General features: G+C 74.3%; 23 protein-coding genes. 8 read left to right on the top strand and 15 right to left on the bottom strand.

Annotated elements, in window-relative coordinates; genetic code table 11:
• Positions 1-3: 3 nt before the first annotated feature.
• The 8 genes from Ae331Ps2_RS05535 to Ae331Ps2_RS05500 form a co-directional block, all read right to left on the bottom strand.
• The gene (locus Ae331Ps2_RS05535) at positions 4-1782 is read right to left on the bottom strand and encodes an acetyl/propionyl/methylcrotonyl-CoA carboxylase subunit alpha (protein ID WP_075310286.1); all 1779 of its coding nucleotides are present in this window, start codon (positions 1780-1782) and stop codon (positions 4-6) included.
• Positions 1783-1897: 115 nt separating this feature from the next.
• The gene (locus Ae331Ps2_RS05530; RefSeq protein WP_139318929.1) at positions 1898-2332 is read right to left on the bottom strand and encodes a hypothetical protein; all 435 of its coding nucleotides are present in this window, start codon (positions 2330-2332) and stop codon (positions 1898-1900) included.
• A complete protein-coding gene (locus Ae331Ps2_RS05525; RefSeq protein ID WP_075310288.1) occupies positions 2329-3222 on the bottom strand; it encodes a DUF692 family multinuclear iron-containing protein in 894 nt (297 codons plus the stop codon). Before Ae331Ps2_RS05525 ends, Ae331Ps2_RS05530 begins: the two co-directional genes overlap by 4 nt.
• Positions 3223-3315: 93 nt before the next feature.
• Positions 3316-4266 (bottom strand): TIGR04222 domain-containing membrane protein, encoded by a 951-nt coding sequence (locus Ae331Ps2_RS05520; RefSeq protein WP_075312804.1) that lies wholly within the window; start codon positions 4264-4266, stop codon positions 3316-3318.
• Positions 4267-4434: 168 nt separating this feature from the next.
• On the bottom strand, positions 4435-4899 hold the full coding sequence (locus Ae331Ps2_RS05515) for a SufE family protein (RefSeq protein WP_020622450.1): 465 nt from the start codon (positions 4897-4899) through the stop codon (positions 4435-4437).
• The gene (locus Ae331Ps2_RS05510; RefSeq protein ID WP_075310290.1) at positions 4896-5786 is read right to left on the bottom strand and encodes a sulfurtransferase; all 891 of its coding nucleotides are present in this window, start codon (positions 5784-5786) and stop codon (positions 4896-4898) included. Before Ae331Ps2_RS05510 ends, Ae331Ps2_RS05515 begins: the two co-directional genes overlap by 4 nt.
• A gap of 40 nt (positions 5787-5826) precedes the next feature.
• A complete protein-coding gene (locus Ae331Ps2_RS05505) occupies positions 5827-6444 on the bottom strand; it encodes a nucleoside triphosphate pyrophosphatase (protein WP_075310292.1) in 618 nt (205 codons plus the stop codon).
• An 11-nt stretch (positions 6445-6455) separates the two neighbouring features.
• Positions 6456-8270: a helix-turn-helix domain-containing protein gene (locus tag Ae331Ps2_RS05500; protein ID WP_075310294.1), complete on the bottom strand. Its 1815-nt coding sequence runs from the start codon at positions 8268-8270 to the stop codon at positions 6456-6458.
• Positions 8271-8407: 137 nt separating this feature from the next.
• On the opposite strand from Ae331Ps2_RS05500, the gene Ae331Ps2_RS05495 reads away from it, so the two are divergent.
• The 3 genes from Ae331Ps2_RS05495 to Ae331Ps2_RS05485 all read left to right on the top strand — a co-directional run bounded on the left by Ae331Ps2_RS05495 (position 8408) and on the right by Ae331Ps2_RS05485 (position 11057).
• Positions 8408-9220: an N-acyl homoserine lactonase family protein gene (locus Ae331Ps2_RS05495; RefSeq protein WP_075310296.1), complete on the top strand. Its 813-nt coding sequence runs from the start codon at positions 8408-8410 to the stop codon at positions 9218-9220.
• On the top strand, positions 9220-10515 hold the full coding sequence (locus Ae331Ps2_RS05490; RefSeq protein ID WP_075310298.1) for a hydroxyacid-oxoacid transhydrogenase: 1296 nt from the start codon (positions 9220-9222) through the stop codon (positions 10513-10515). Before Ae331Ps2_RS05495 ends, Ae331Ps2_RS05490 begins: the two co-directional genes overlap by 1 nt.
• Before the next feature lie 62 nt (positions 10516-10577).
• The gene (locus tag Ae331Ps2_RS05485) at positions 10578-11057 is read left to right on the top strand and encodes a zinc ribbon domain-containing protein (protein WP_075312806.1); all 480 of its coding nucleotides are present in this window, start codon (positions 10578-10580) and stop codon (positions 11055-11057) included.
• A 100-nt stretch (positions 11058-11157) separates the two neighbouring features.
• Here Ae331Ps2_RS05485 and Ae331Ps2_RS05480 read toward each other — a convergent pair whose 3' ends face one another.
• From Ae331Ps2_RS05480 to Ae331Ps2_RS05460, 5 genes are all read right to left on the bottom strand, one after another.
• Positions 11158-11808: a response regulator transcription factor gene (locus tag Ae331Ps2_RS05480; protein WP_075310300.1), complete on the bottom strand. Its 651-nt coding sequence runs from the start codon at positions 11806-11808 to the stop codon at positions 11158-11160.
• Positions 11805-12986 (bottom strand): sensor histidine kinase, encoded by a 1182-nt coding sequence (locus Ae331Ps2_RS05475; protein ID WP_075310302.1) that lies wholly within the window; start codon positions 12984-12986, stop codon positions 11805-11807. The genes Ae331Ps2_RS05480 and Ae331Ps2_RS05475 overlap by 4 nt, the downstream gene beginning before the upstream one ends.
• A gap of 39 nt (positions 12987-13025) precedes the next feature.
• On the bottom strand, positions 13026-13523 hold the full coding sequence (locus tag Ae331Ps2_RS05470; protein ID WP_075310304.1) for a hypothetical protein: 498 nt from the start codon (positions 13521-13523) through the stop codon (positions 13026-13028).
• A gap of 154 nt (positions 13524-13677) precedes the next feature.
• On the bottom strand, positions 13678-13935 hold the full coding sequence (locus tag Ae331Ps2_RS05465; RefSeq protein WP_075310306.1) for an acyl-CoA carboxylase epsilon subunit: 258 nt from the start codon (positions 13933-13935) through the stop codon (positions 13678-13680).
• Positions 13935-15575 carry an acyl-CoA carboxylase subunit beta gene (locus tag Ae331Ps2_RS05460; RefSeq protein ID WP_043280731.1) on the bottom strand — a complete coding sequence of 547 codons (1641 nt, stop codon included), beginning with the start codon at positions 15573-15575 and terminating at the stop codon, positions 13935-13937. Before Ae331Ps2_RS05460 ends, Ae331Ps2_RS05465 begins: the two co-directional genes overlap by 1 nt.
• Positions 15576-15720: 145 nt before the next feature.
• Here Ae331Ps2_RS05460 and Ae331Ps2_RS05455 point away from each other — a divergent pair, with 145 nt between their 5' ends.
• The 3 genes from Ae331Ps2_RS05455 (at position 15721) to Ae331Ps2_RS05445 (ending at position 18201) form a co-directional block, all read left to right on the top strand.
• A complete protein-coding gene (locus Ae331Ps2_RS05455; protein WP_075310308.1) occupies positions 15721-16569 on the top strand; it encodes a biotin--[acetyl-CoA-carboxylase] ligase in 849 nt (282 codons plus the stop codon).
• Between the two features lie 79 nt (positions 16570-16648).
• Positions 16649-17272, top strand: coding sequence for a PH domain-containing protein (locus tag Ae331Ps2_RS05450; protein ID WP_075310310.1), 624 nt, complete (start codon positions 16649-16651; stop codon positions 17270-17272).
• Between the two features lie 20 nt (positions 17273-17292).
• Entirely contained in the window at positions 17293-18201 is a 909-nt protein-coding gene (locus Ae331Ps2_RS05445) for a hydroxymethylglutaryl-CoA lyase (RefSeq protein WP_233147660.1), read from the top strand.
• A gap of 20 nt (positions 18202-18221) precedes the next feature.
• On the opposite strand, the gene Ae331Ps2_RS05440 is transcribed toward Ae331Ps2_RS05445, so the two are convergent.
• Positions 18222-19040 (bottom strand): inositol monophosphatase family protein, encoded by an 819-nt coding sequence (locus Ae331Ps2_RS05440; protein ID WP_051050249.1) that lies wholly within the window; start codon positions 19038-19040, stop codon positions 18222-18224.
• A gap of 65 nt (positions 19041-19105) precedes the next feature.
• Between Ae331Ps2_RS05440 and Ae331Ps2_RS05435 the strand changes: the two genes are divergently transcribed.
• Complete coding sequence (locus tag Ae331Ps2_RS05435) at positions 19106-19762, top strand: response regulator transcription factor (protein ID WP_043279754.1); 657 nt, start codon at positions 19106-19108, stop codon at positions 19760-19762.
• 7 nt (positions 19763-19769) lie between these two features.
• On the top strand, positions 19770-21044 hold the full coding sequence (locus Ae331Ps2_RS05430) for a HAMP domain-containing sensor histidine kinase (RefSeq protein ID WP_075310314.1): 1275 nt from the start codon (positions 19770-19772) through the stop codon (positions 21042-21044).
• Here the strand turns inward: Ae331Ps2_RS05430 and Ae331Ps2_RS05425 are convergent.
• Positions 21041-21574: a GtrA family protein gene (locus Ae331Ps2_RS05425; RefSeq protein ID WP_020625224.1), complete on the bottom strand. Its 534-nt coding sequence runs from the start codon at positions 21572-21574 to the stop codon at positions 21041-21043. The genes Ae331Ps2_RS05430 and Ae331Ps2_RS05425 overlap by 4 nt on opposite strands.
• Between the last annotated feature and the right edge of the window lie 8 nt (positions 21575-21582).

The following is a 21582-nucleotide window of genomic DNA, read 5'->3' as shown; positions in this document are numbered from 1 at the left end:
GCGTCAGTCCTTGATCTCGCAGATCACGGTGCCCTGGGTGACCGAGGAGCCCTGCTCCGCGTCCAGGCCGGTCACGGTACCGGCCTTCGTCGCGGTGACCGGGTTCTCCATCTTCATCGCCTCGAGGACGACGATCAGGTCCCCCACCTCGACGGTGTCGCCCTCGGAGACCGCGACCTTGATGATCGTGCCCTGCATCGGCGCGGTGACGGCGTCGCCCGAGGCCTTCGCCCCGCCGCCGCCCTTGCCGCCGCGCTTGCGCGGGGCCGCCTTGGCCGGGCTACCGCCGTTGCCGCCTCCGCCGAGGGCGAGGTCGCCGGGCAGCGAGACCTCCAGGCGTCGCCCGCCGACCTCGACGACGACGGTCTGCCGCTCGCCGGAGGTGTCCTCGGCGCCCGCACCGCCCTCGAACGGCGGAACGGTGTTGTTCCACTCGGTCTCGATCCAGCGGGTGTGCACGGTGAAGTCCTCGAGGGTCTCGGCGGCGTAGGCCGGGTCCTCGACGACGAGACGGTGGAACTCGAGCACGGTCGCCATGCCCTCGACCTTGAACTCGGCGAGTGCGCGCCGGGCCCGCTGCAGCGCCTGCTGCCGGTCGCTGCCCCACACGATCAGCTTCGCCAGCAGCGAGTCGAACTGGCCGCCGATGACCGAGCCGTCCTCGACGCCCGCGTCCATCCGCACGCCCGGCCCGGCCGGGTACCAGATCCGCTCGACGGTGCCCGGCGCCGGCAGGAAGTTCCGCCCGGCGTCCTCGCCGTTGATGCGGAACTCGATGGCGTGCCCGCGCGGCTCCGGGTCGCCGTCGAAGTCCAGCTCCTGGCCCTCGGCGATCCGGAACATCTGGCGGACCAGGTCGATCCCGGTGGTCTCCTCCGAGACCGGGTGCTCGACCTGCAGCCGGGTGTTCACCTCCAGGAAGGTGATCATGCCGTCCTGGCCGATGAGGAACTCGACGGTGCCGGCGCCGTAGTAGCCGGCCTCCTTGCAGATCGCCTTCGAGGCCTCGTACAGGGTCGTGCGCTGCTCGTCGGTCAGGAACGGCGCGGGCGCCTCCTCGACGAGCTTCTGGAAGCGGCGCTGCAGCGAGCAGTCACGCGTCCCGACGACGACCACGTTGCCGTGCTGGTCGGCCAGCACCTGGGTCTCGACGTGGCGCGGCTTGTCCAGGTAGCGCTCGACGAAGCACTCGCCGCGACCGAACGCGGCGGTGGCCTCGCGGACCGCGGACTCGTACAGCTCGGCGATCTCGGAGCGCTCCCGGGCGACCTTCATGCCGCGCCCGCCACCGCCGAAGGCGGCCTTGATCGCGACCGGCAGGCCGTGCTCGTCGGCGAAGGCGATGACCTCGTCCGCGTCCTTGACCGGGTCCTTGGTGCCGGGCACCAGCGGGGCGCCGGCCTTCAGGGCGATGTGCCGCGCGGTCACCTTGTCGCCGAGGTCGCGGATCGACTGCGGCGACGGGCCGATCCAGGTGAGGCCGGCGTCGATCACGGCCTGGGCGAAGTCGGCGTTCTCCGACAGGAAGCCGTAGCCGGGGTGGATCGCGTCGGCGCCGGACTGCTTCGCGGCACCGATGACCTTCTCGATGTCGAGGTAGGACTCGGCGGCGGTGGAGCCGCCCAGCGCGAAGGCCTCGTCGGCGAGACGCACGAACATCGCGTCCCGGTCCGGGTCGGCGTAGACGGCGACGCTCTCCAGTCCCGCGTCCTTCGCTGCTCGGATCACGCGTACGGCGATCTCTCCCCGGTTGGCGACGAGCACTTTGCGCAGTGCGGGCACGGTCGAACTCCTCCGGTCACGGCGCCGGCCCGATGCTCCGGCGCAGGGTTACCGGGGAGTGTAGGAGCCGCGGGCCGGGAAATTACCGGTGGGGAATGTGGTGATGGCAACGCCCTCACCCGTCCGAGCCCCGAGACCCCGTTCGTGATCGGTCCAGGCGTGACCGGTGCCACCACCGTGCGACCCGGCCGCGGGGCCGCGGGGCGGTCCGGCCGTCGTAGTGCAGCGCCGCCTCGCGCGCGGCCAGCTCACGTCGGGCGCCCGCACCGAGCCGACCGGCGGCCGCCAGCTCGCGGGCCAGGTCCCAGCCCTCCCGCTGGGCGCCGTAGGGGGCGACGCCGTCGAAGCGGGCGGCGAACCGGGCCTGCCAGTCCGTCCCGGCGTCGACGGCGAGCAGCGGCCACGCCGCGGCGACGAGCCCGGCCCGCTTGCGCAGCAGGGCGGCCCGGGCCGCGGCCAGCCGCGCCTCGTCGAACCCGGCCGGGTTCGCCCCGCCCGCGACGAGCGCCGCCACCAGCTCGGCCTGCCGTTGCGCGAGGTCCCCGCTCACGTCGTGCCCGTCCCGTCCGCGGCGGGCGCGGTCACCGTCCCGGCCCCGTGGCCGGAGTCCGCACCCGTCCGGCACGGCGACGCGTGCCCGGCCGCGGCCGCCACGGCGTCCAGCTCCGCGCACAGCTCCGCGGCGGGCGGGTAGCGGCCGTCGCGCTCCAGCATCACCGGCGGCGGCACCGGCAGCTGCGCCACGGTGTGGGTCAGCAGCGCCAGCACCGCGTCCGGGACGGGGTCGGTGTGGGTGTCGTGCAGCAGCCCCGTCGCGTCGGCGGCGTGCCCGGCGACGTGGCAGTAGGCCACCGCCCCCGGTGGCAGCCCGGTGAGCAGCGCGTCGACGTCGGCCCGTGGGTCGCGGCCCCGGTTGCGGGCGTTGACGTAGGTGTTCGCGATGTCGAGCAGCAGCGGCGCCCCGGTCCTGTCGTGCAGCCGGTGCAGGAACTCCGCCTCGTCGAACTCGTCGTCGGGCCAGTCGAACAGCGCCGCGATCGGCTCCAGCGCCAGCGGGACGTCCAGTTCCGGCCGGGTCGCCGCCACGTTCGCGACGAGCACGTCGAGCGCCTCCCGGGTGCGGGGGAGCGGCAGCAGGTGCCCGGCCTCGACCCCGCCCGCCCGGGTGAACGCGATGTGCTCGCTGACCAGTGCCGCACCCGTCGCGGCGGCGCAGGCCGCGAGGTGGGCGACCCGCCCCGGGTCGACGCCCTCGGGGGAGCCGGGCGACAGTCGCACCCCGTGCACGACGACCGGCCTGCGCAGCAGCGACGCCGGGACCGCGTCGGGGTGCAGCGACTCGGCGACGACCTCGTGGAAGGCGAGGCCGTCGACGTCGTCGAGGACGGCCGCGATGCCGCTGCGCCAGCCGACCCCGGTCCCGCCCGGGACACCCGTCATCCGGTCACCTCCGCCGTACGAGCCGTTCCCGCAGCTTCACACCCCCCACGGTGCAGCTGCGGGAACGGCAGATCCGGTTCCCCCGTCGCAGGCTCAGCCGCCGCAGCCGCCGCCTCCGCCGCAGCTGCTCCCGCCTCCGCCGCAGCTGGTCCCGCCGCCGCTGTCGCTGCCGGACCAGCCGACGGCGCCCCCGCCGTCGGAGGAGCTGCCCCCGGTCGCGGCGGGCGCCCCGCCGAGCGTGCCGAGCTTCTGCGCGGCGAGCTCCTCGGCGAAGGCAGGCTCGGCGGCCAGCATCGCGCCCACTCCGAACGCCCCGACCGACAGCGCGGCCGCGGCGGGCCCGACGGCCGTCCAGTCCGGGCGCATCGACGGCGACAGCGCGTCGTGGCGGGACCGCACGGCGGCGAGCGCGGCGTCCCCGGCCCGGGTCCGGGCGGGCACCTGCGTCGCGAGGACCGCCGCGAACACCGCGGTGGCGGCGACGAGCACCAGCAGGAACCCGACCGGGCGCCCACCGCCCAGCCCGGCGGCGATCCGGACCGCACCGACGAGGGCGAGCGCCCCGACCGGCCAGGCGGTCGCCCGGTAGCGGGCCCGGTCGGCAGGGGACAGCAGCAGCCCCGCGGTCTCCAGCCGCTGGGCGGCCCGGGTCAGCTCGGTGCGGACCGGCTCGTGGGTGCCCAGCATCCGGCCCGGGGTCAGGCGCTGCGCGCAGCGGTGGATCGCGCGCTGCAGCGCCGACGCGCCGTGCCCGGGGACCCGGCCCGCCCGCACCTGGCCCGTGGTGCGGCCGGAGGTGACCAGGCTGCCGTCGACGTGCATGGCCGACAGGGCCGCGTACACGGCCAGCTCGGGCCCGCCGTTGAGGTACGCGACGTCCTCGGGCCTGCTGTCGAGGGTGCCGGCGCCGCGCGGATCCCCCTGCGCGATCGCCCGCCGCCGGCGCAGCACGATCCCGGACACCAGAACCAGCGCGACGACGTAGAGGACCAGGAAGGTCTGGCCCGGGATGCCCCAGGTGTCCCCGGTGAGGTTCGTGCCCATCTCCACCACCCCCTGCGGTGAGCGACACTTCGTCGTTCGAAGCAGTGTGCGCCCGCTCACCCCTGGAGAGTGATCGATTTGAGGTGGACTTGAGGAAGGTCCGCGCACGGGGAAAGCCGGGGTCACCGACGGTGACCCCGGCTGTCGCGGGAGTGAGCTCGTGGGGCCTCAGCCGGTGGCGGCCCGCACCTGGTTCTTGATGCGCGCCAGCATCGCGGCGATGCCACGCAGCCGCAGCGGGCTGACGGCCTCGGCGAGGCCGAGGTCGGTGTAGAAGTCGTCCGGGACGGCCAGGACCGTCGCGGCGGGCTGCCCGTCGAGCCCGGTCACCATGATCGAGGCGAACCCGCGGGTGGTCGGCGCCTCCTTCGGCGCGGAGAAGAACAGGTGGACCGGCCGCTCGCTGGGCGGGTCGCCCGGGGTGCCCGCCACCTCGACCGCGAGGAACAGCGGCGACTGGCACTCGTGGACCTGCTCCATGGTGTCCGCGGTGTCGGCGTAGCGCTCGGGCAGGTCCGGCAGCTCCTGGGACAGCTCCAGCAGCAGCTGGAGACGGTCCTTCGGGCCGACCGCGGCGAAGTCCTCGACCAGCTCGGCCAGGTCGGGGGGCAGTGTGCCGGGATCGCCGCTCACGCGGACCCGCGCTCCTGTCCCTGCACGATCGGCACGCGCACGGCGTTGCCCCACTCGGTCCAGCTGCCGTCGTAGTTGCGGACCCGGTCGAAGCCCAGCAGGTGGGTCAGCACGAACCAGGTGTGGCTGGAACGCTCGCCGATCCGGCAGTAGGCGACGACGTCGTCGGTGGCCGACAGCCCCTGCTCCTGCTCGTAGATGGCCGACAGCTCGGCACGGCTGCGGAACGAGCCGTCCTCGGCGGCGGCGCGGGCCCACGGGACGCTCGCGGCGCCCGGGATGTGCCCACCGCGGACCGCGCCCTCCTGCGGGTAGTCCGGCATGTGCAGCTTCTCGCCGGTGTACTCCTGCGGGGACCGCACGTCGACCAGCGGCTTGCCCAGGTGGGCGAGGACGTCGTCCTTGAAGGCGCGGATGCCGGAGTCGTCACGCTCGACGACCGGGTAGTCGGCCCGGGCCGGGGTGGGCTTCTCGGTGACCATCTCGCGGCCCTCGGCGACCCACGTGGACCGGCCGCCGTCGAGCAGTCGCACGTCGGCGTGGCCGAACAGGGAGAACACCCACAGCGCGTAGGCGGCCCACCAGTTGTTCCGGTCGCCGTAGACGACGATCGTGGTGTCCCGGCCGATGCCGCGCTCGGACATGATCTCGGCGAAGCGGGTGCCGTCGACGTAGTCCCGGGTGACCGGGTCGTTGAGCTCGGTGTGCCAGTCGACCTTCACCGCGCCGGGGATGTGCCCGGTGTCGTAGAGCAGGACGTCCTCGTCCGACTCCACGACCACCAGCCCGGGGTCGTCCAGATGCTCCGCCAGCCAGGCGGTGGTGACCAGGCGCTCGGGGTGGGCGTACTCGGCGAGCTTCGGGTCGGGGTCGTGTCCGACAGTCATGGCCGCAGGGTAACCACGTGCCCCGACACCCACACACGGGTCAGCCGCGCGGCGCCCAGAGGTCGACGACCGACACCCCGACCGCGCCCAGCAGGCGGCGCAGCAGCGGCAGGCTGATCCCGATCACGTTGGACGGGTCGCCGTCGATGCCCTCGACGAACCAGCCGCCCAGCCCATCGAGGGTGAACGCACCCGCGACCGCCAGCGGCTCGCCGGTGGCGAGGTAGGCCTCCAGCTCGGCGTCGGTCGGCTCGGCGAAGCGCACCCCGGTGCCGGCGTGTCCCTCGGCCTCCTGGGCGACCGCGCCGCCGGCCAGGCGCAGCACCGCGTGCCCGGTCAGCAGCTCCCCGGTGCGCCCGGCCATGGCCTTCCAGCGCCGCCGCGCCGTCTCCGGGTCGTGCGGCTTGCCGACCAGCTCGCCGCCGACGAGCAGCATCGAGTCGCAGCCCACGACCACGCAGTCACCGGTCAGCCGCTCGGCGACGGCGGCGGCCTTGGCCGCGGCCAGCAGCGTCACCACGGCCGCGGGGTCGGCGTCGGGGTGCGCGGCGAGCAGGGCGTCCTCGTCGACGTCGGAGACCTCCACGGCGGGGTCGGCCCCGGCGGCGCGCAGGACCGACAGGCGGGCGGGGGAGGCGGAGGCCAGAACCAGACGCACGCCGGCAGACGCTACCGGCCCGCCGTCGCGGCGCCGTGGTCCGTCGCCGGGTCGGCGCTGCGGTCCGGCCCGGCGACCCGGTGCAGGCGCAGCGCCAGGTGCAGGTGGAACCGCCCCTCCGGGGTGCGCCAGTCCGGGCCCAGCAGGTCGTCGACGCGTTCGAGGCGCTGGCGCACGGTGTTCGGGTGCACCGACAGCGCGTCGGCGGCCGGGGCGAGCAGCTCGCCCGCGGCGAACCAGTGCCACAGCGTGTCGGCCAGCCGGGTCCGCCGGCGCCGGTCGTAGTCGAGGACGGGCCCGAGGTGGCGCCCGACGATCTCCCGCGACGTGGTGCCGGTCCGGTCCCGGATCACCGCGCCGACCGCGCCGAGCGAGGCGAAGTCCGCGTGCCCGGTGGTGCGGCCCAGGGCGCGGGCCGCGGCGGCGACGTCGGCGGCCTCGGTGTGCGCCCGGCGCAGGTCCGACGGCCCGCCCGAGGGGCTGTGCGCGGCGCCGACGAGCACCGGTGTCCCGGCCGCGGCGAGCCCGTCGGCGACGAGTGCGGCCGCCCCGGTCCCCGCGCAGCCGGGACCGGTCGTCCCGGCGGAGGCGATCACGCACACGTGCCCGTCGTGCACCGACACCAGCCAGCGGCCCGCCCCGTCCAGGCCCCGGACCGCCCGCGCCGCGGTCACCGCACCGGCCGGGTCGACGTCGACGACCAGCACCGTCGCCGGGACGTCGGGGGAGATGCCGTACTGCGCGAGCCGGCTCCCCAGCGTCGGCCGCGGCGGCACCCGGCTGTCGACGAGCTCCTCGACCAGTGTGGTCTGGGCGGCCTCATCGGCCTGGGCCAGCGCCCGCTCGACCAGCAGCGCGACCGTCATGAACGCCGAGGCGTGCGCCAGCCGGGCGACGGCGTCGTCGTCGGCGCCCTCCATGACCAGCGTCGCCAGGTGCTCGCCCGCGGTGGTGATCGCGAGCAGCGCGTAGGTCCCGCCGCCGGGCAGGTGCGCGATCGCGACGCCGCCGGCCTGCTGGGAGGTGCGGACCGCCGCCCGCAGCCGCCACCCGGCCAGCTCCTCGGGGGTGAGCAGCCGCCGCCCCGTGCGCAACGCCCCGGACGGGTCGTGCAGGGAGAGCGGGTGCCCGACCGACTCGGCGAGCACCGCGAACACCCCGGCCGCCTCGGCGGTGGAGCCGGCCATCGCCCCCATCAGGCGTTCGTCGAGGTGCAGGAGGTGCTCCAGGCGCAGCCGGGCGCCGGGGGCGGAGCCGTCGTCGCGGGTGGTGCGCAGGCGGCGGATCTCCTCGCCGCGCCGGGTCTGCTCCAGTGCGACGGCGGCCTGGACGGCCATGTGCTCCAGCGCCGCCTCCGCGGCCGGGCCGAGGACGCGGGGCGCGCGGTGGGCCACCAGCAGCGCCCCGACCACCCGGCCGCCCAGGCGCATGGGGGCGCCCGCGATGGCCCGCACACCCTCGCCGCGCACGATCGTGTCGATCCCGGACAGGTGGTTGAGCGCCCGGTCGGCCAGGTAGTCCGCGGTCGCGACGGTGCCCGCGCCGGCCGCCGCGCGACCGAGCACCCCGGTGCCGAACGGCATCCGGATCGCGCGGTACTTCGGGGTGCGGACGCCGTCGGTCAGCTCGATGTAGGTCGTACCGGAGTGCAGGTCGTTGAGGCTGAAGTAGGCCATGTCCGCGCCGAGCAGCGCCCGGGTGCGGCGCAGGACGGCGCCGAGCATGACGTCCCGGTCGCCGACGTTCGCGAGGTCCACGGCCGTCTGCCCGACGGCCTGCAGGATCGCGTCCTGGCTGGGCTCGGGGAACGGCGGAGCCGGCTTCATGCGCCCGACCCTATGTCTGTCCGCGCCATGTCCTGCGATCAAGACAGGCGCATACGACCATGGACGCCCGACCCCGGCTTCCCGAGACTGGCCCGGCGACGAACTGCCAGAACCCTCCATCGACGAAGGGACTCCTCATGGCCACGGCGAACAAGCTCAGTGTCATCCCCTGCGGGGCGATGCACACCAATCTCCCGTTCCTGCTCCTCAAGCCCGGTGTCAGCATCAAGCCACGGTCCGAGAAGGACTCCCCGATCGACTGGGTGGAGGTGCCGACGCACTGCGTCCTCGTCGAGACCGACGAGGGCAAGCTGCTGTGGGACACCAGCTGTCCGTCGGACTGGGAGACGCGCTGGGCGCCGACCGGTCTGCAGGAGTTCTTCCCCTACGACCAGGTCGCCGACGACGAGTACCTGGACAAGCAGCTGCACAAGATGGGCGTCGGACTCGACGAGATCGACTACGTGGTGCTCTCGCACCTGCACTTCGACCACGCGGGCAACGCCCAGATGTTCACGAACACCAACGCGAAGATGATCTGCTCGGACAAGGAGAAGGAGTTCGCGCTCGGCTTCGAGGGCCCGTTCAACGGCGCCCACCTCAAGGCCGACTACGAGGGCATCGACTGGGAGATCGTCTCCGGCGACGTCGAGCTGCTCCCCGGCGTCAGCATGATCCAGACCCCCGGGCACACCCCGGGGTGCATGTCGATGCGCGTCGACCTCCCCGACACCGGCACGATGATCTTCACCTCGGACGCGGTCTACATGGGCGAGAGCTACGGCCCGCCGGCCGCCCCCGCGGCGATCGTGAACAACCTGGAGGACTGGTTCTCCTCGGTGGAGAAGCTGCGCGGCATCCAGGAACGGACGAACGCGCAGATGGTGTTCGGCCACGACGCCGAGCAGATCCACCAGCTGCGCAAGGCGCCCGAGGGGTCGTACACCTGATGACGTTCGAGGTTCCGGAGTTCACCGAGGAGACGATCTTCACCTGGGGCGCGCCGCCGCTGAAGTTCGGCGCGGGCGCGATCGACGAGGTCGGCTTCGAGCTGTCGGCCTACGACGTGTCGCGGGTCCTGATCGTGACCGACCCGGGCGTGAACGCGCTCGGCGCCCCGCAGCGGCTGGCCGACAACCTGGCCCGCTACGGCATCGAGTCCGAGATCTTCGACGGCGTGCACGTCGAGCCGACCGACGACTCGATGAACAAGGCGACCGAGTACGCCCGCGCGCAGGGGCCGTGGGACGGCTTCGTCGCCGTCGGGGGCGGGTCGGCGATCGACACCGCCAAGGCCATCAACCTGCTGACCAGCCACCCCGGCGAGCTGATGGACTACATCAACAAGCCGATCGGCAACGCCAAGGTGCCGCCGGGGCAGCTCAAGCCGCTGATCGCCATCCCGACGACGGCGGGCACCGGCTCGGAGTCCACCGCGATGTGCGTGCTGGACATCCTGTCGATGAAGGTCAAGACCGGGATCAGCCACTGGCGGCTGCGGCCGACCCTGGCCGTCATCGACCCGCTGCTGACGATGACGCTGCCGCCGCAGGTCACCGCGGCCGCCGGGATGGACATCACCTGCCACGCGCTGGAGAGCTACACGGCGCGGTACTACACGACCTTCGACCGGAAGAAGCCCGAGGAGCGGGTCACCTACTGCGGCTCCAACCCGGTCTCGGACCTGTGGTGCGAGAAGGCGATGTCGTTGCTGGCGAAGTCGTTCCGGGCGGCGGTGCAGCGCGGCGCCGAGGACGTCGAGGCCCGTTCGGACATGATGATGGCCGCGACGTTCGCGGGCATGGGCTTCGGCAACTCCGGGGTGCACATCCCGCACGCCAACGCCTACCCCATCGCGGGCATGGTCAAGGACTACCGGCCGCAGGGTTACCCGCAGGACGAGGCGATGGTGCCGCACGGGGAGTCGGTGTCGCTGACGGCGCCGGAGGCGTTCCGGTTCTCCTTCGACTCCGCGCCGCAGCGGCACCTGCGGGCCGCGGAGCTGATGGACCCGCGGGCGGACAAGGTGAACGACCCGCGGGAGCAGCTGCCCGGGGTCCTGACCCGGCTGATGCGCGACATCGGCATCCCGAACGGCATCGGCGGCGTCGGGTACACCGAGGCCGACGTCCCGGACCTGGTCCCCGGCACGATGAAGCAGCAGCGGCTGCTCGCGACCTGCCCGCGGACCCCGACCGAGGACGACATCGCCGACATCCTCACGAAGTCCGTCCAGAACTGGTGACCCCCGTCCGCCGGCGGTTCCCGAGCGGGGCCGCCGGCGGACGCCGATCCGAAGGCGGCACGATGCCGATCTACGTCTTCCGGTGCGGGTGCGGAGCCCGCTTCGAGCACCTCGCGTCCATGTCGGACTCCCACACCCCGCCGTGCCCGGTCTGCGGCGACGGCGCGACGAGCAAGGTCCCGGCCGGGTTCGCGCTCGGCGGTCAGGCCAGCCCCGGCCTGTCCAAGGACGAGATGCCCCAGACCTGGCGCGGGGTCTACAACGGCAACTCCGAGTACATCGACTCGATGCGCCGGACCTGGGACCAGCGGCGACGGCTGGAGGAGAAGTACCCGGAGATCGCCGGGGACCAGCGGCCGATCCTGGCGCACGAGGGCAAGTACCACGACGTCCCGCTGCGGGCCGGTGACATCCAGCTGGGGGGTACCGCCCCGATGCCCGGCGCCGGCGTGGTCGCCAAACAGGCCCATGGCCACGGCCACGGACATGGCCACGGACACGGCCACACCCCCGCACCCCCCACCACGGGCACCTCCGACTGACCCCGACCCCCGTCGGCATCCACACCCCCTGGCCGGTAGCCACACCCGTTGCAACGGGTGTGGCTACCGGCCAGGGGGTGTGGACACGAGGGTGTCCGGGTCAGCGGCCGGTCAGGCCGTGGCGGTAGGCGTAGCCGACGGCCTGGGCGCGGTCGCGCAGCCCGGTCTTGGCGAACAGGTGGTTGACGTGGGTCTTCACCGTCGCCTCGCCGACCACGAGCCGCCTCGCGATCTCGGTGTTGGACAGCCCGTCGGCGATCAGCCCGAGCACCTCGACCTCGCGCGGGGTGAGCCCGTCGGGCGGGTCGACCGGCGCCGGCGGTGCGGTCGTCGCGCGGGCGGCGACCAGCCGGGACAGCACGCCGGCGTCGACGGTGGACACGCCGTCGGCGGCCGAGCGCAGGGCCCGGCCGATGGCCTCGGCGTCGGCGTCCTTGGACAGCCAGCCCGAGGCGCCCGCGGCGATCGCGTCGACCACGGCGTCGTCGTCGACGTAGGTGGTGAGCACGACGACGGCGGTGCCCGGGTGCTCGTCGCGGACCCGGCGGGTCGCGGAGACGCCGTCGCCCGCGGGCATCCGCAGGTCGGTGAGCAGCACGTCCGGGGCCAGCTCGGCGACCCGGGCGAGGGCCTCGTCGCCGCCCGAGGCGGTGCCGCCGCCCTCGATGCCGTCGAGCAGGCCCAGGACGGTGGCGAGGCCGTCGCGCACGATCCGCTGGTCGTCTGCCAGTACCACCCGCAGGTCGCTCACGTCGTGATCCTCTCGCGGTCCGGGGAACGGGCGGGCAGCCGGAGCCGGACCCGCCAGCCGTCGGGGGTGGGGCCGGTCTGCAGCTCGGCGCCGACGAGCGCCGCGCGCTCGGCCATCCCGGTCAGCCCGGAGCCCTCGCCGTCACCGGGCGCCGGCGGCGCCCCGGCGACGTCGACGACTTCCAGCTCGGCGCCGTCGCCGTCGCGGCGCAGGTGCACCGTCACGGGGGCGCCGGGGGCGTGCTTGCGGGCGTTGGACAGCGCCTCCTGCGCGGTGCGCAGCACGGTCTCGCCCTCCCGCGCGCCGAGCCGCAGCCCCTCGGCGACCTCGACGGTCGCGTCCGGGTGCGCCCGGCCGAGCTCGCGCAGCTCCTCGGCGACGTCGACCGGCGCCGGTCCCTCGCGCAGCGCCCGCACGGCGCGGCGGGCCTCGGTGATCCCGTCGGAGGCGAGCCGCTGGGCCCGTTCGATCTGGGCGACCGTGTCCGGCGCCGCGCCGTCGCGCAGCGCCATCAGCCGGGCGCCCTGGAGCTGGACGGCCAGCGCGGACAGCGAGTGCGCCAGCACGTCGTGGACGTCGCGGGCGACCCGGGCGCGGTCGGCGATGGCCTCGGCGCGGGCGTGCTCCTCGCGGGCTCTGGCATCGGCGACGAGCGCCTGCTCGTGCTCCTCGAGGCGCCGGGTCGAGTCGCGGCGGCCGAGCCCGAACAGCACCATCGCGGTCAGCGCGGTGACCACCAGCAGCGCCTCCCAGAGGGAGTCGTAGGGACCGACGGCGATCGTGGTGGCCGCGATGAGCGGCACGTCGACGAACAGCGCGGTCCGGTAGGGCAGCCGCAGCGCGGCCACGAACACCGCCAGCATCGGGAAGGCCGCCGAGGTGGTCCAGCCGTCGGACCCGGCCAGCAGGGCGATCCCGCCTCCGCCGAGCGCGACGCTGGTCAGCACCGTCGCGACCGGCGGCATGTTCCGGTAGAGGGCGAAGGCCACCCACCCGGCGACGGCCGGGACGAGCCCGGCGTAGAGCCAGGGCGGCGAGACCTGCTGGCCCGGCGACCAGTACAGCAGGAACAGCACGATCGGCAGCCACACCAGTGACAGCAGCCGTCGGGGGACCCCGAACAGCGGCGACCGGTCGGCCTCGACGCGACGGGCCGCGCGGGCGGTGGGCGTGCTCACCGTTTCACTCTGACACAGCAGCCGGGCCAGGCGGGCCGGTCAGGCCACCGTGCGGGCACGGCGCGGCTCGGCCGGCCGGACCGGCAGCCCGGCCGCGTCCACCCGGTGACGCAGGACCAGGCTCTGGACCAGCAGGCTCCCGCCGAAGACCAGCGCCGACGACGTCGACAGCAACAGTCCGGCGCCGACGGCCCCGCCGAGCACCCCGGCACCGACCCGCACCCCGATGGTCAGCACCCAGGCGACCAGCAACGCGGCCGAGCCGCTGCGGTACGCCCAGCCGTCGCGGGTGCCGAGACGGAAGGCGTACCCGCGCAGCACCCCGAGCCCGGCCGTCAGCACCAGCTCGGCGGCGAGCAGGCCCACCCCGGCCGCGGTGACCTCGGGGCGGGCCTGGGCGAGGGTGAGCACCCCGATACCGACCAGGATGAGCGGGAGCTTCACGTCCCGTGATCCGCCGACGAACTGCCCGCGGAACTGCTTGTAGAGGACCAGGCCGACGATCGCGACCGTGATGACGAGGGAGGTGGCGTCCATGGGGAGAACGATCTCTCCGCGGGGCCGGTCGTCGCGTCGGCGCCGGGGTCGATCCCGGGTGGACGCGCGCCCTCCACCCCCGGGTGGACCGCGCCCGGCCCCGGGCACCGTGGTGTGCCGGGGCCCGGGCGTCGGCCGGTGGTGCGTAGGTGGGTCAGCGGGGGAGGCCGGAGGCGCGCCACGCGCCGGGGCCCGCGTGCAGCGGGGCGCGGAGCTGGACCGCGGGGTGCGACCACAGGTCCGGCGTCCGCGGCGGGGCGGGCGGCCCACCGGCGCTCGCCGCCGCGGCGACCACGGCGGTCAGCGCGGCGAGCTCGCGGGCGTCCGGGGTGCCCCGTACGACCCGGAACAGCGCGCGGCGCTCCTCCGGGGTGGCCTCGGCCGATTCCTGCGTCTCCTGCGGCTCGCCCATCAGAGCGGGATGTTCCCGTGCTTGCGGGTCGGGCCCTGCTCCCGCTTGGTGGACAGCATCCGCAGCGCCCGGCCGACGTAGCCGCGGGTGTGCGACGGCGGCACGACCGCGTCGATGTAGCCCCGGTCGGCGGCGATGTAGGGGTTGCAGAGGGTGTCCTCGTAGTCCTGCTGCAGCTCCGCGCGCTTGGCGGCGAGCTCGTCGCCCTCCAGGCCCTTGAGCTCCTTGCGGTAGAGGATCGACACCGCGCCCTGCGCGCCGGTGACCGCGATCTGCGCGGTCGGCCAGGCGATGTTGACGTCGGCGCCGAGGTGCTTGGAGCCCATGACGTCGTAGGCGCCGCCGTAGGCCTTGCGGGTGATCACGGTGACCTTGGGGACGGTCGCCTCGGCGTAGGCGTAGATCAGCTTCGCGCCGCGGCGGATGATGCCGTTCCACTCCTGCTCGGTGCCCGGCAGGAAGCCCGGCACGTCGACGAAGGTCAGGACCGGGATGTTGAACGCGTCGCAGGTCCGCACGAACCGCGCGGCCTTCTCCGAGGCGTCGATGTCGAGGCAGCCGGCGAACTGGGTCGGCTGGTTCGCGACGATGCCGACGCTGCGGCCCTCTACGCGGGCGTACCCGATCACGATGTTCGGCGCCCAGAGCTCCTGGACCTCGAGGAAGTCCTCGTCGTCGACGACCCGGTTGATGACCTCGCGGATGTCGTACGGGGTGTTCGCCGAGTCCGGGATGAGGGTGTCGAGCTCGCGGTCGGAGTCGATGATCCCGTCCTCGATCGACCCCTCGACGGGCTCGCTCGCCGGGAACGACGGCGGCTCGGACAGGTTGTTCGACGGCAGGAAGCTCAGCAGCTGCTTGACGTAGTCGAGCGCGTCGGCCTCGTCGCCGGCCAGGTAGTGGGCCACACCGGACTTGGTGTTGTGGGCCCGGCCGCCGCCGAGCTCCTCCATGTCGACGTCCTCGCCGGTGACGGTCTTGATGACGTCCGGTCCGGTGATGAACATGTGGCTGGTCTCGTCGACCATGACCGTGAAGTCGGTGATCGCGGGGGAGTACACCGCGCCGCCCGCGCACGGGCCCATGATCAGCGAGATCTGCGGGATCACGCCGGAGCTCGACACGTTGCGGGTGAAGATCTCGCCGTAGAGGCCGAGGGCGACCACGCCCTCCTGGATGCGGGCGCCGCCGCCGTCGTTGATGCCGACGACCGGGCAGCCGATCTTCGCGGCCACGTCCATGACCTTGACGATCTTCTCGCCGTAGACCTCGCCCAGCGCCCCGCCGAAGACGGTCGCGTCCTGGGAGAACACTGCGACCGGGCGGCCGTCGATGGTGCCCGTGCCGGTCACGACGCCGTCGCCGAACGGGCGCTTGGCCTCCATCCCGAAGTTCGTGGACCGGTGCCGGGTCAGGGCGTCCAGCTCGACGAAGGAGCCGGGGTCGAGCAGCTGGTCGATCCGCTCACGGGCGGTCTGGCGCCCCTTCGCGTGCTGCTTCTCGACCGCGGACGCCGAACCGGCGTGGACCGCGTCCTCGAAACGCTGGTAGAGGTCGGCGAGTTTGCCGGCCGTGGTGTGGACGTCCGGCTCGGCGCTTCCGTCTTCCGGGGTCGCCATCGGCTCCGTTGCGGCGCTCATGAGATCGGAGCCTAACCCGCAAGTAGCGTCGGTCCGGGCGTGACGTCCGACGCAGCCGACCGGGTGGCCGTCCCCGGACACCGTTACCGATCCGTGCACCCTCCGCGGGCCCCGGCGGGTCGCGGTGCCGTTACGGTGCGCGGTGATGACGACCGGGACGAATCACGGTGACGGGGATCCGCTGGACCCGTACGCCCTGCGGACTGCCGTGCTCCGTCCCGCCGGGGGCTGGACGGCGCTCGACGTCGTCGCCTCCACCGGATCCACCAACGCCGACCTGCTGGCCGAGGCCGTGCGCGGTGCCCCGGACCGCTCGGTGCTGATCGCCGAGGACCAGGTGCGCGGCCGCGGCCGCCTCGACCGTACCTGGCTCTCGCGGCCCGGGGCGGCGCTGACGCTCTCGGTGCTGTGGCGCCCGGAGGGCGTGCCCGCCGACCGGCTGGGCTGGCTGCCGATGCTCGCGGGCGTCGCGCTCGCCGACGCGATCACCGAGCTCGCCCCGGACGTGCCGGTGGCCCTGAAGTGGCCCAACGACCTGCTCGTCGGGACGACGCGGGGCAAGGCCGCGGGGATCCTCGCCGAGATGACCGCGGTCTCCGGCGGCGGCCCGGGGATCGTGCTGGGCATCGGGCTCAACGTCTCCACCCCGGCCACCGACCTGCCGTGGGGCGCGACCTCGCTGGCCGCGCACGGGTTCACCGCGACCCGCGCCGAGACCGCGACCGTGTTGCTGGGGCACCTGTACCGGCGCGAGGCGCAGTGGCGGGACGCCCACGGCGACGCCGACGTCTGCGGCCTGCGCCGCGACTACCGGTCGGCCTGCGCCAGCCTCGGCTCGCGGGTCCGGGTGGAGCGCCCGGCCGGGGACCATCTCGTCGGGACGGCCGAGGACGTCGACCCGCAGGGCCGGCTGCTGGTCCACCCGGACGGCGGAGCCCGCGTCGCGGTGGCGGCCGGGGACATCGTCCATCTGCGCGCGGCCGACCAGCCCTGAGTCACCCACTGCGCTGACCTGCGACGCAGCCCCCGCGCGTCGCGGTGGCGGCGGGCGCCCTTCGCCCTACCGTGGGGACATGGCGTCCCCCGACAGCGCTCTGGACCGGGCACTGGACCGGGTTCTCGACGAGGGCGAGCGCGTCGTGCTGCTCGGGCACCCGCACTGGCGGCTGGGTCTGCGCCCGGCCGCGGTGCTGGTCGGGGTGAGCGCCGCCGCCGGGTTCGGCGCCGCCGTTGTCCGGCTGCAGCCGTGGGCACCGTGGGCCTGGCTCGTGCTCGGGGTGCTCGCCGCGCTCGTCGCGGTGCGCTGGACGCTGCTGCCGATCGCGCGCTGGCGCGCCACCCTGCTGGTCGTCACCGACCGGCGGTTCCTCGTCCGGGAGGGGCTGCTCGTCCGCGACGGTCTCGACGTGCCCATCGACCGCATCGACTCGGTCCGCGTCCGGACCGGCGCCGCGGGACGGCTGTTCGGCCACGGCACCCTGCTGCTCGACGTCGCCGGGGAGCGGCTGCGGTTCACCGACGTCGCGGGCGTGGAACGGGTCCAGGCCCGGCTGCACCGCGAGATCGGTCTGCTCGCCGAGCGGCGCCGCAGCCACGAGAAGGCGAGCGAGCACACGGCCCGCCGCGCTCACGCCGACGCGGCCGTGCGGGGCAGGATGGAGGCTCCCGCACCGCAGCGAGAGAGGGCGTCCCTGTGAGCAACGGTCTACCCACGACGGTGCGCGACCCTGCGCTCCCGGAACGCGTCGAGATCTACGAGGTCGGCCCCCGCGACGGGCTGCAGAACGAGAAGACCGTCCTCCCGGTCGCGGTGAAGGCCGAGTTCCTCGACCGGCTCGCCGACGCGGGCCTGCGCACGCTGGAGGCGACCAGCTTCGTGCACCCGAGGTGGGTGCCCCAGCTCGCCGATGCCGCCGACCTGCTGGCCGTGCTCGACCGCCGCGCCGGCCTCGACTACCCGGTGCTCACCCCGAACGAGCGCGGCCTGGACCGTGCGATCGAGGCGGGCTGCGACCACGTCGCGGTGTTCGCCTCGGCCACCGAGACGTTCGCGAAGCGCAACCTCAACCGCACGCTCGACGAGCAGTTCGCGATGTTCGAGCCCACCGTCACCCGCGCGGTGCGCGAGGGCCTGCGGGTGCGCGCCTACGTGTCGATGGTGTTCGGCGACCCGTGGGAGGGCGGCGTCGACCCGGACCAGGCCGCCGCCGTCGGGGCCCGGCTGATGGAGATGGGCTGCGACCAGCTCTCCCTCGGCGACACGATCGGCGTCGCCACCCCGGCGCACGTCGGCGCGGTGCTCGACGCCTGCATCGCCCGCGGGGTCGGCGTCGAACGGCTCGCGGTGCACTTCCACGACACCTACGGCCAGGCGCTGGCCAACACCCTCGCCGCGCTGCGGCACGGCGTGACCACCGTCGACGCCAGCGCGGGCGGCCTGGGCGGCTGCCCCTACGCCGGGTCCGCGACCGGCAACCTCGCCACCGAGGACCTGGTGTGGATGCTCGACGGGCTCGGCATCGACCACGGCGCCGACCTGGCGAAGCTGGTCGACACCAGCGTGTGGATGGCCGGGCACCTGGGCCGGCCGTCGCCGTCGCGGGTGGTCACGGCGCTGTCGGCCTGACCGCGGGCACCCGCTCGGGCTCAGCCGCGCAGCACTCCCAGCACCGCGTCGTGCAGCAGCCCGTTGCTGGTCAGGCCGTGCCCCCCGGACCAGGTCGGGTTCCCGGCCAGGTCGGTCAGCCGCCCGCCGGCCTCGGCGACGACGGCTGCCGGCGCGGCCAGGTCCCACGGGTTCGCCGCGGGCTCGACCGCGACGTCGACGACCCCCTCGGCGACGAGCACGTGCTGCCAGAAGTCCCCGAACGCACGGGACTCCCAGCAGGCCTCGGTCAGCGCGATCCAACCCTCCCGCGACGCCGGGGACGGGTCGGTGCGGAAGGTCTCGGTGTTGGTGGTCGACACGTAGGCGTCGGCGACGTCGGCCACCCCCGACACCGCGATCCGCTTCGGCGTCCCCGACGGCAGGTCGCGCGCCCAGGCCCCGGCCCCCGCCGAGCCCCACCAGCGGCGGTGCAGCGCCGGCGCGCTCACCACACCCACCGTCGGCACGCCGTCGACGACGAGCGCGATCAGGGTCGCCCACGCGGGCACCCCGCGGGAGAAGTTCTTCGTCCCGTCGATCGGGTCGATCACCCAGCCGCGGCCGTGCGCGGTGTCGGTGGACCCGCCGCGCTCCTCGCCGAGGATCGCGTCGCCCGGGCGCTCATGACCCAGCGCGGCCCGGATCGCGTCCTCGGCGGCGGTGTCGGCGTCGGTCACCGGGGTCCGGTCCGGCTTGCGCTCCACCCGCAGGTCGGCGGCCCGGAACCGGGGCAGCGTGATCGCGTCGGCGAGGTCCGCCAGGCGCAGGGCGAGATCCAGGTCACCGGGTTCGGCGGGCACGCATCGCTCGGGGTTCACGTTGGGCGAGCATGCCAGCTCGCACCGCCACCGTGCCCGGGGCCCGGAGCCCTATGCTCGGTGAAATGACCACAGTGGTTCTGGCCGAGGACGACGCGGCGATCGCCGAGCCGCTGTCGCGGGCCCTGCAGCGCGAGGGGTACGACGTCGACGTCGTCGCCGACGGCGTGGGCGCCGTCGACCGCGTCACGCGTGCCCAGGTCGACCTGCTCGTGCTCGACCTCGGGCTGCCCGGGATGGACGGCCTGGAGGTCTGCCGGCGGGTCCGCGCGACCCTGCCGGACCTGCCGGTCCTCATGCTCACCGCCCGTACCGACGAGGTCGACTTCGTCGTGGGGCTCGACGCCGGCGCCGACGACTACGTGTCCAAGCCGTTCCGGCTGGCCGAGCTGCTGGCCCGGGTGCGGGCGCTGCTGCGCCGCCGCACCCAGGACGTCGTCGAGGTGGACGGGCTGCGGATGGAGCTGTCCGGCCGCCGTGTCCTGCTCGACGGCGAGGAGGTCTCGCTGGCCAACAAGGAGTTCGAGCTGCTGCGGGTGCTGATGATCCACGCCGGTCAGGTCGTGACGCGTGAGGAGATCCTGCACGCGGTCTGGGGCGACGCGGACATGAAGTCGTCGAAGACGCTGGACATGCACATGTCGTGGCTGCGCCGCAAGATCGGCGGCGAGAAGCGGATCGCCACCGTCCGGGGCGTCGGCTTCCGGTACAACTCGGACTGAGGTCGCCGTGCGCCGCCGGATCCTGATCTCCACCCTGCTGACGGTGGCGCTGACCGCGCTGTTCCTGGGCGGTCCGCTCGCGCTCGCGACCTGGCAGCTCGTCGAGGACTTCACCCGTGCCGAGCTGACCCAGCGCCTGGAGCAGGTCACCGAGACCGTCGAGGAGTACGGCCCCGGGCCGCAGTCGCAACAGCTGGTGGAGGCGGCGATCCCGCCGAACTCGCGGCTGGTCGTCGTGCCGCCGGACTCCGCCCCGATCGTCTACGGCGTGGACCGGGTCGACGAGCCGGTGACCGAGTCGCTGCCGTTCGGGCCCGGCGGGATCATGGAGCTGTCCCAGCCGACCTCGGTGATGCGCTCCCAGCAGACCCAGGTGGTGGCGGTCGTCGTGCTGCTGGTCGGGTTCTCCGTCACCGTCGGCACCGGGGTCGCGGTGTACACCGCCCGCCGGCTGTCCGACCCGCTGCGTGACCTCGCGGCCCGTGCCGCCCGCCTCGGGGCGGGCGACTTCCGCCGGTCCCCGGCCCGCTACGACATCGCCGAGCTCGACCGGGTCTCGGAGGTGCTGGACTCCTCGGCGACCGCGCTGTCCCAGCTGCTGCACCGCGAACGGTCGCTGGTCGGGGACGTGTCCCACCAGCTGCGCAGCCGGATCACCGCGCTGCAGCTGCGCCTCGACGAGCTGGCCTGCCACCCCGACCCGGACGCCCGCCGCGAGGCCAACGCGGCACTGGAGCAGACCGAGCGGCTCACCGCCGTCCTCGACGACCTGCTGGAGTCCGCCCGCGCCGCACGGGCGGTCGGGGCCGAGCCGGTCGACCTGGCCGAGGCCGTCGCCGACGCCGAGCGGGAGTGGCGCGGTCCGCTCACCGCGGCCGGCCGGTCGCTCAGGGTGCGGGTGCCCGAGGGGCTGCTCGCGCGGGTCACCGCGGCCCGGCTGCGCGAGGCGATCGGGGTGCTGGTCGACAACGCCCTGCAGCACGGTGAGGGCACCGTCACGATCGCGGCCCGGGAGGGCGAGAACGCGCTGCTGGTCGAGGTGTCCGACACCGGCCCGGGGGTCCCGGAGGACCTGGTCCCGCACGTGTTCGACCGCGGCATCTCCGCGCAGTCCTCGACCGGTCTGGGGCTCGCGCTGGCCCGGACGCTGGTCGAGGCCGACGGCGGGCGGCTGGAGCTGTCGCGGGCCCGGCCGCCGGTGTTCCGGCTGTACCTGCCAGCGGCGCGCACCGACGACGTCGCCGCCGCCGCGCCGGTCCCGGACCGGACCGGACCCCGTTAGGGGCGCGGCTCCTGGTCCACCGGGGCGGGCGGGGGCTGACGCCGCACGAACTGGTCCGGCCACACGAACCGGCGGAAGGCCCACCAGCGGAAGGCCATCCCGACCAGGGTGCCGACGATCTGCCCGGCCACGAAGTCCGCGGACTCCTGGGCGACCAGCGAGACGAACGGCACCTGCAGCTCGAAGACGTAGCGCGAGACCCACAGCGGTGCCGAGTACACCGCGACCCCGATCCCGCTGATCACGAAGAACAGGAGGGCCTCGTGGTGCCGCTCCCGCCCGCCGCGGGTCCGGAAGGACCATTCGCGGTTCAGCACGTAGGACACCATCGTCGCCACCAGCACCGCGATCACCTTGGCGGTCACCGGCTTGTCGGCCAGCACCGTGGCCTTCAGCACCAGGAACACCACCGTGTCGATGACCCAGGTGCTGCCGCCGACCATCAGGAACTTGATCAGCTCACGGTGTTTGATCGCCTTGTCGCGGTACGGCTGGGGGATCCTGGCGAGCGTCGCCTCCACCACCGTCACGGGATCGA

Origin of the sequence: Pseudonocardia sp. Ae331_Ps2, assembly GCF_001932405.1 — a bacterium.
GTDB lineage: Bacteria > Actinomycetota > Actinomycetes > Mycobacteriales > Pseudonocardiaceae > Pseudonocardia.
The sequence above is the reverse complement of the archived record's forward strand: the minus strand, read 5'-3'. Positions and strand labels throughout refer to the sequence as shown.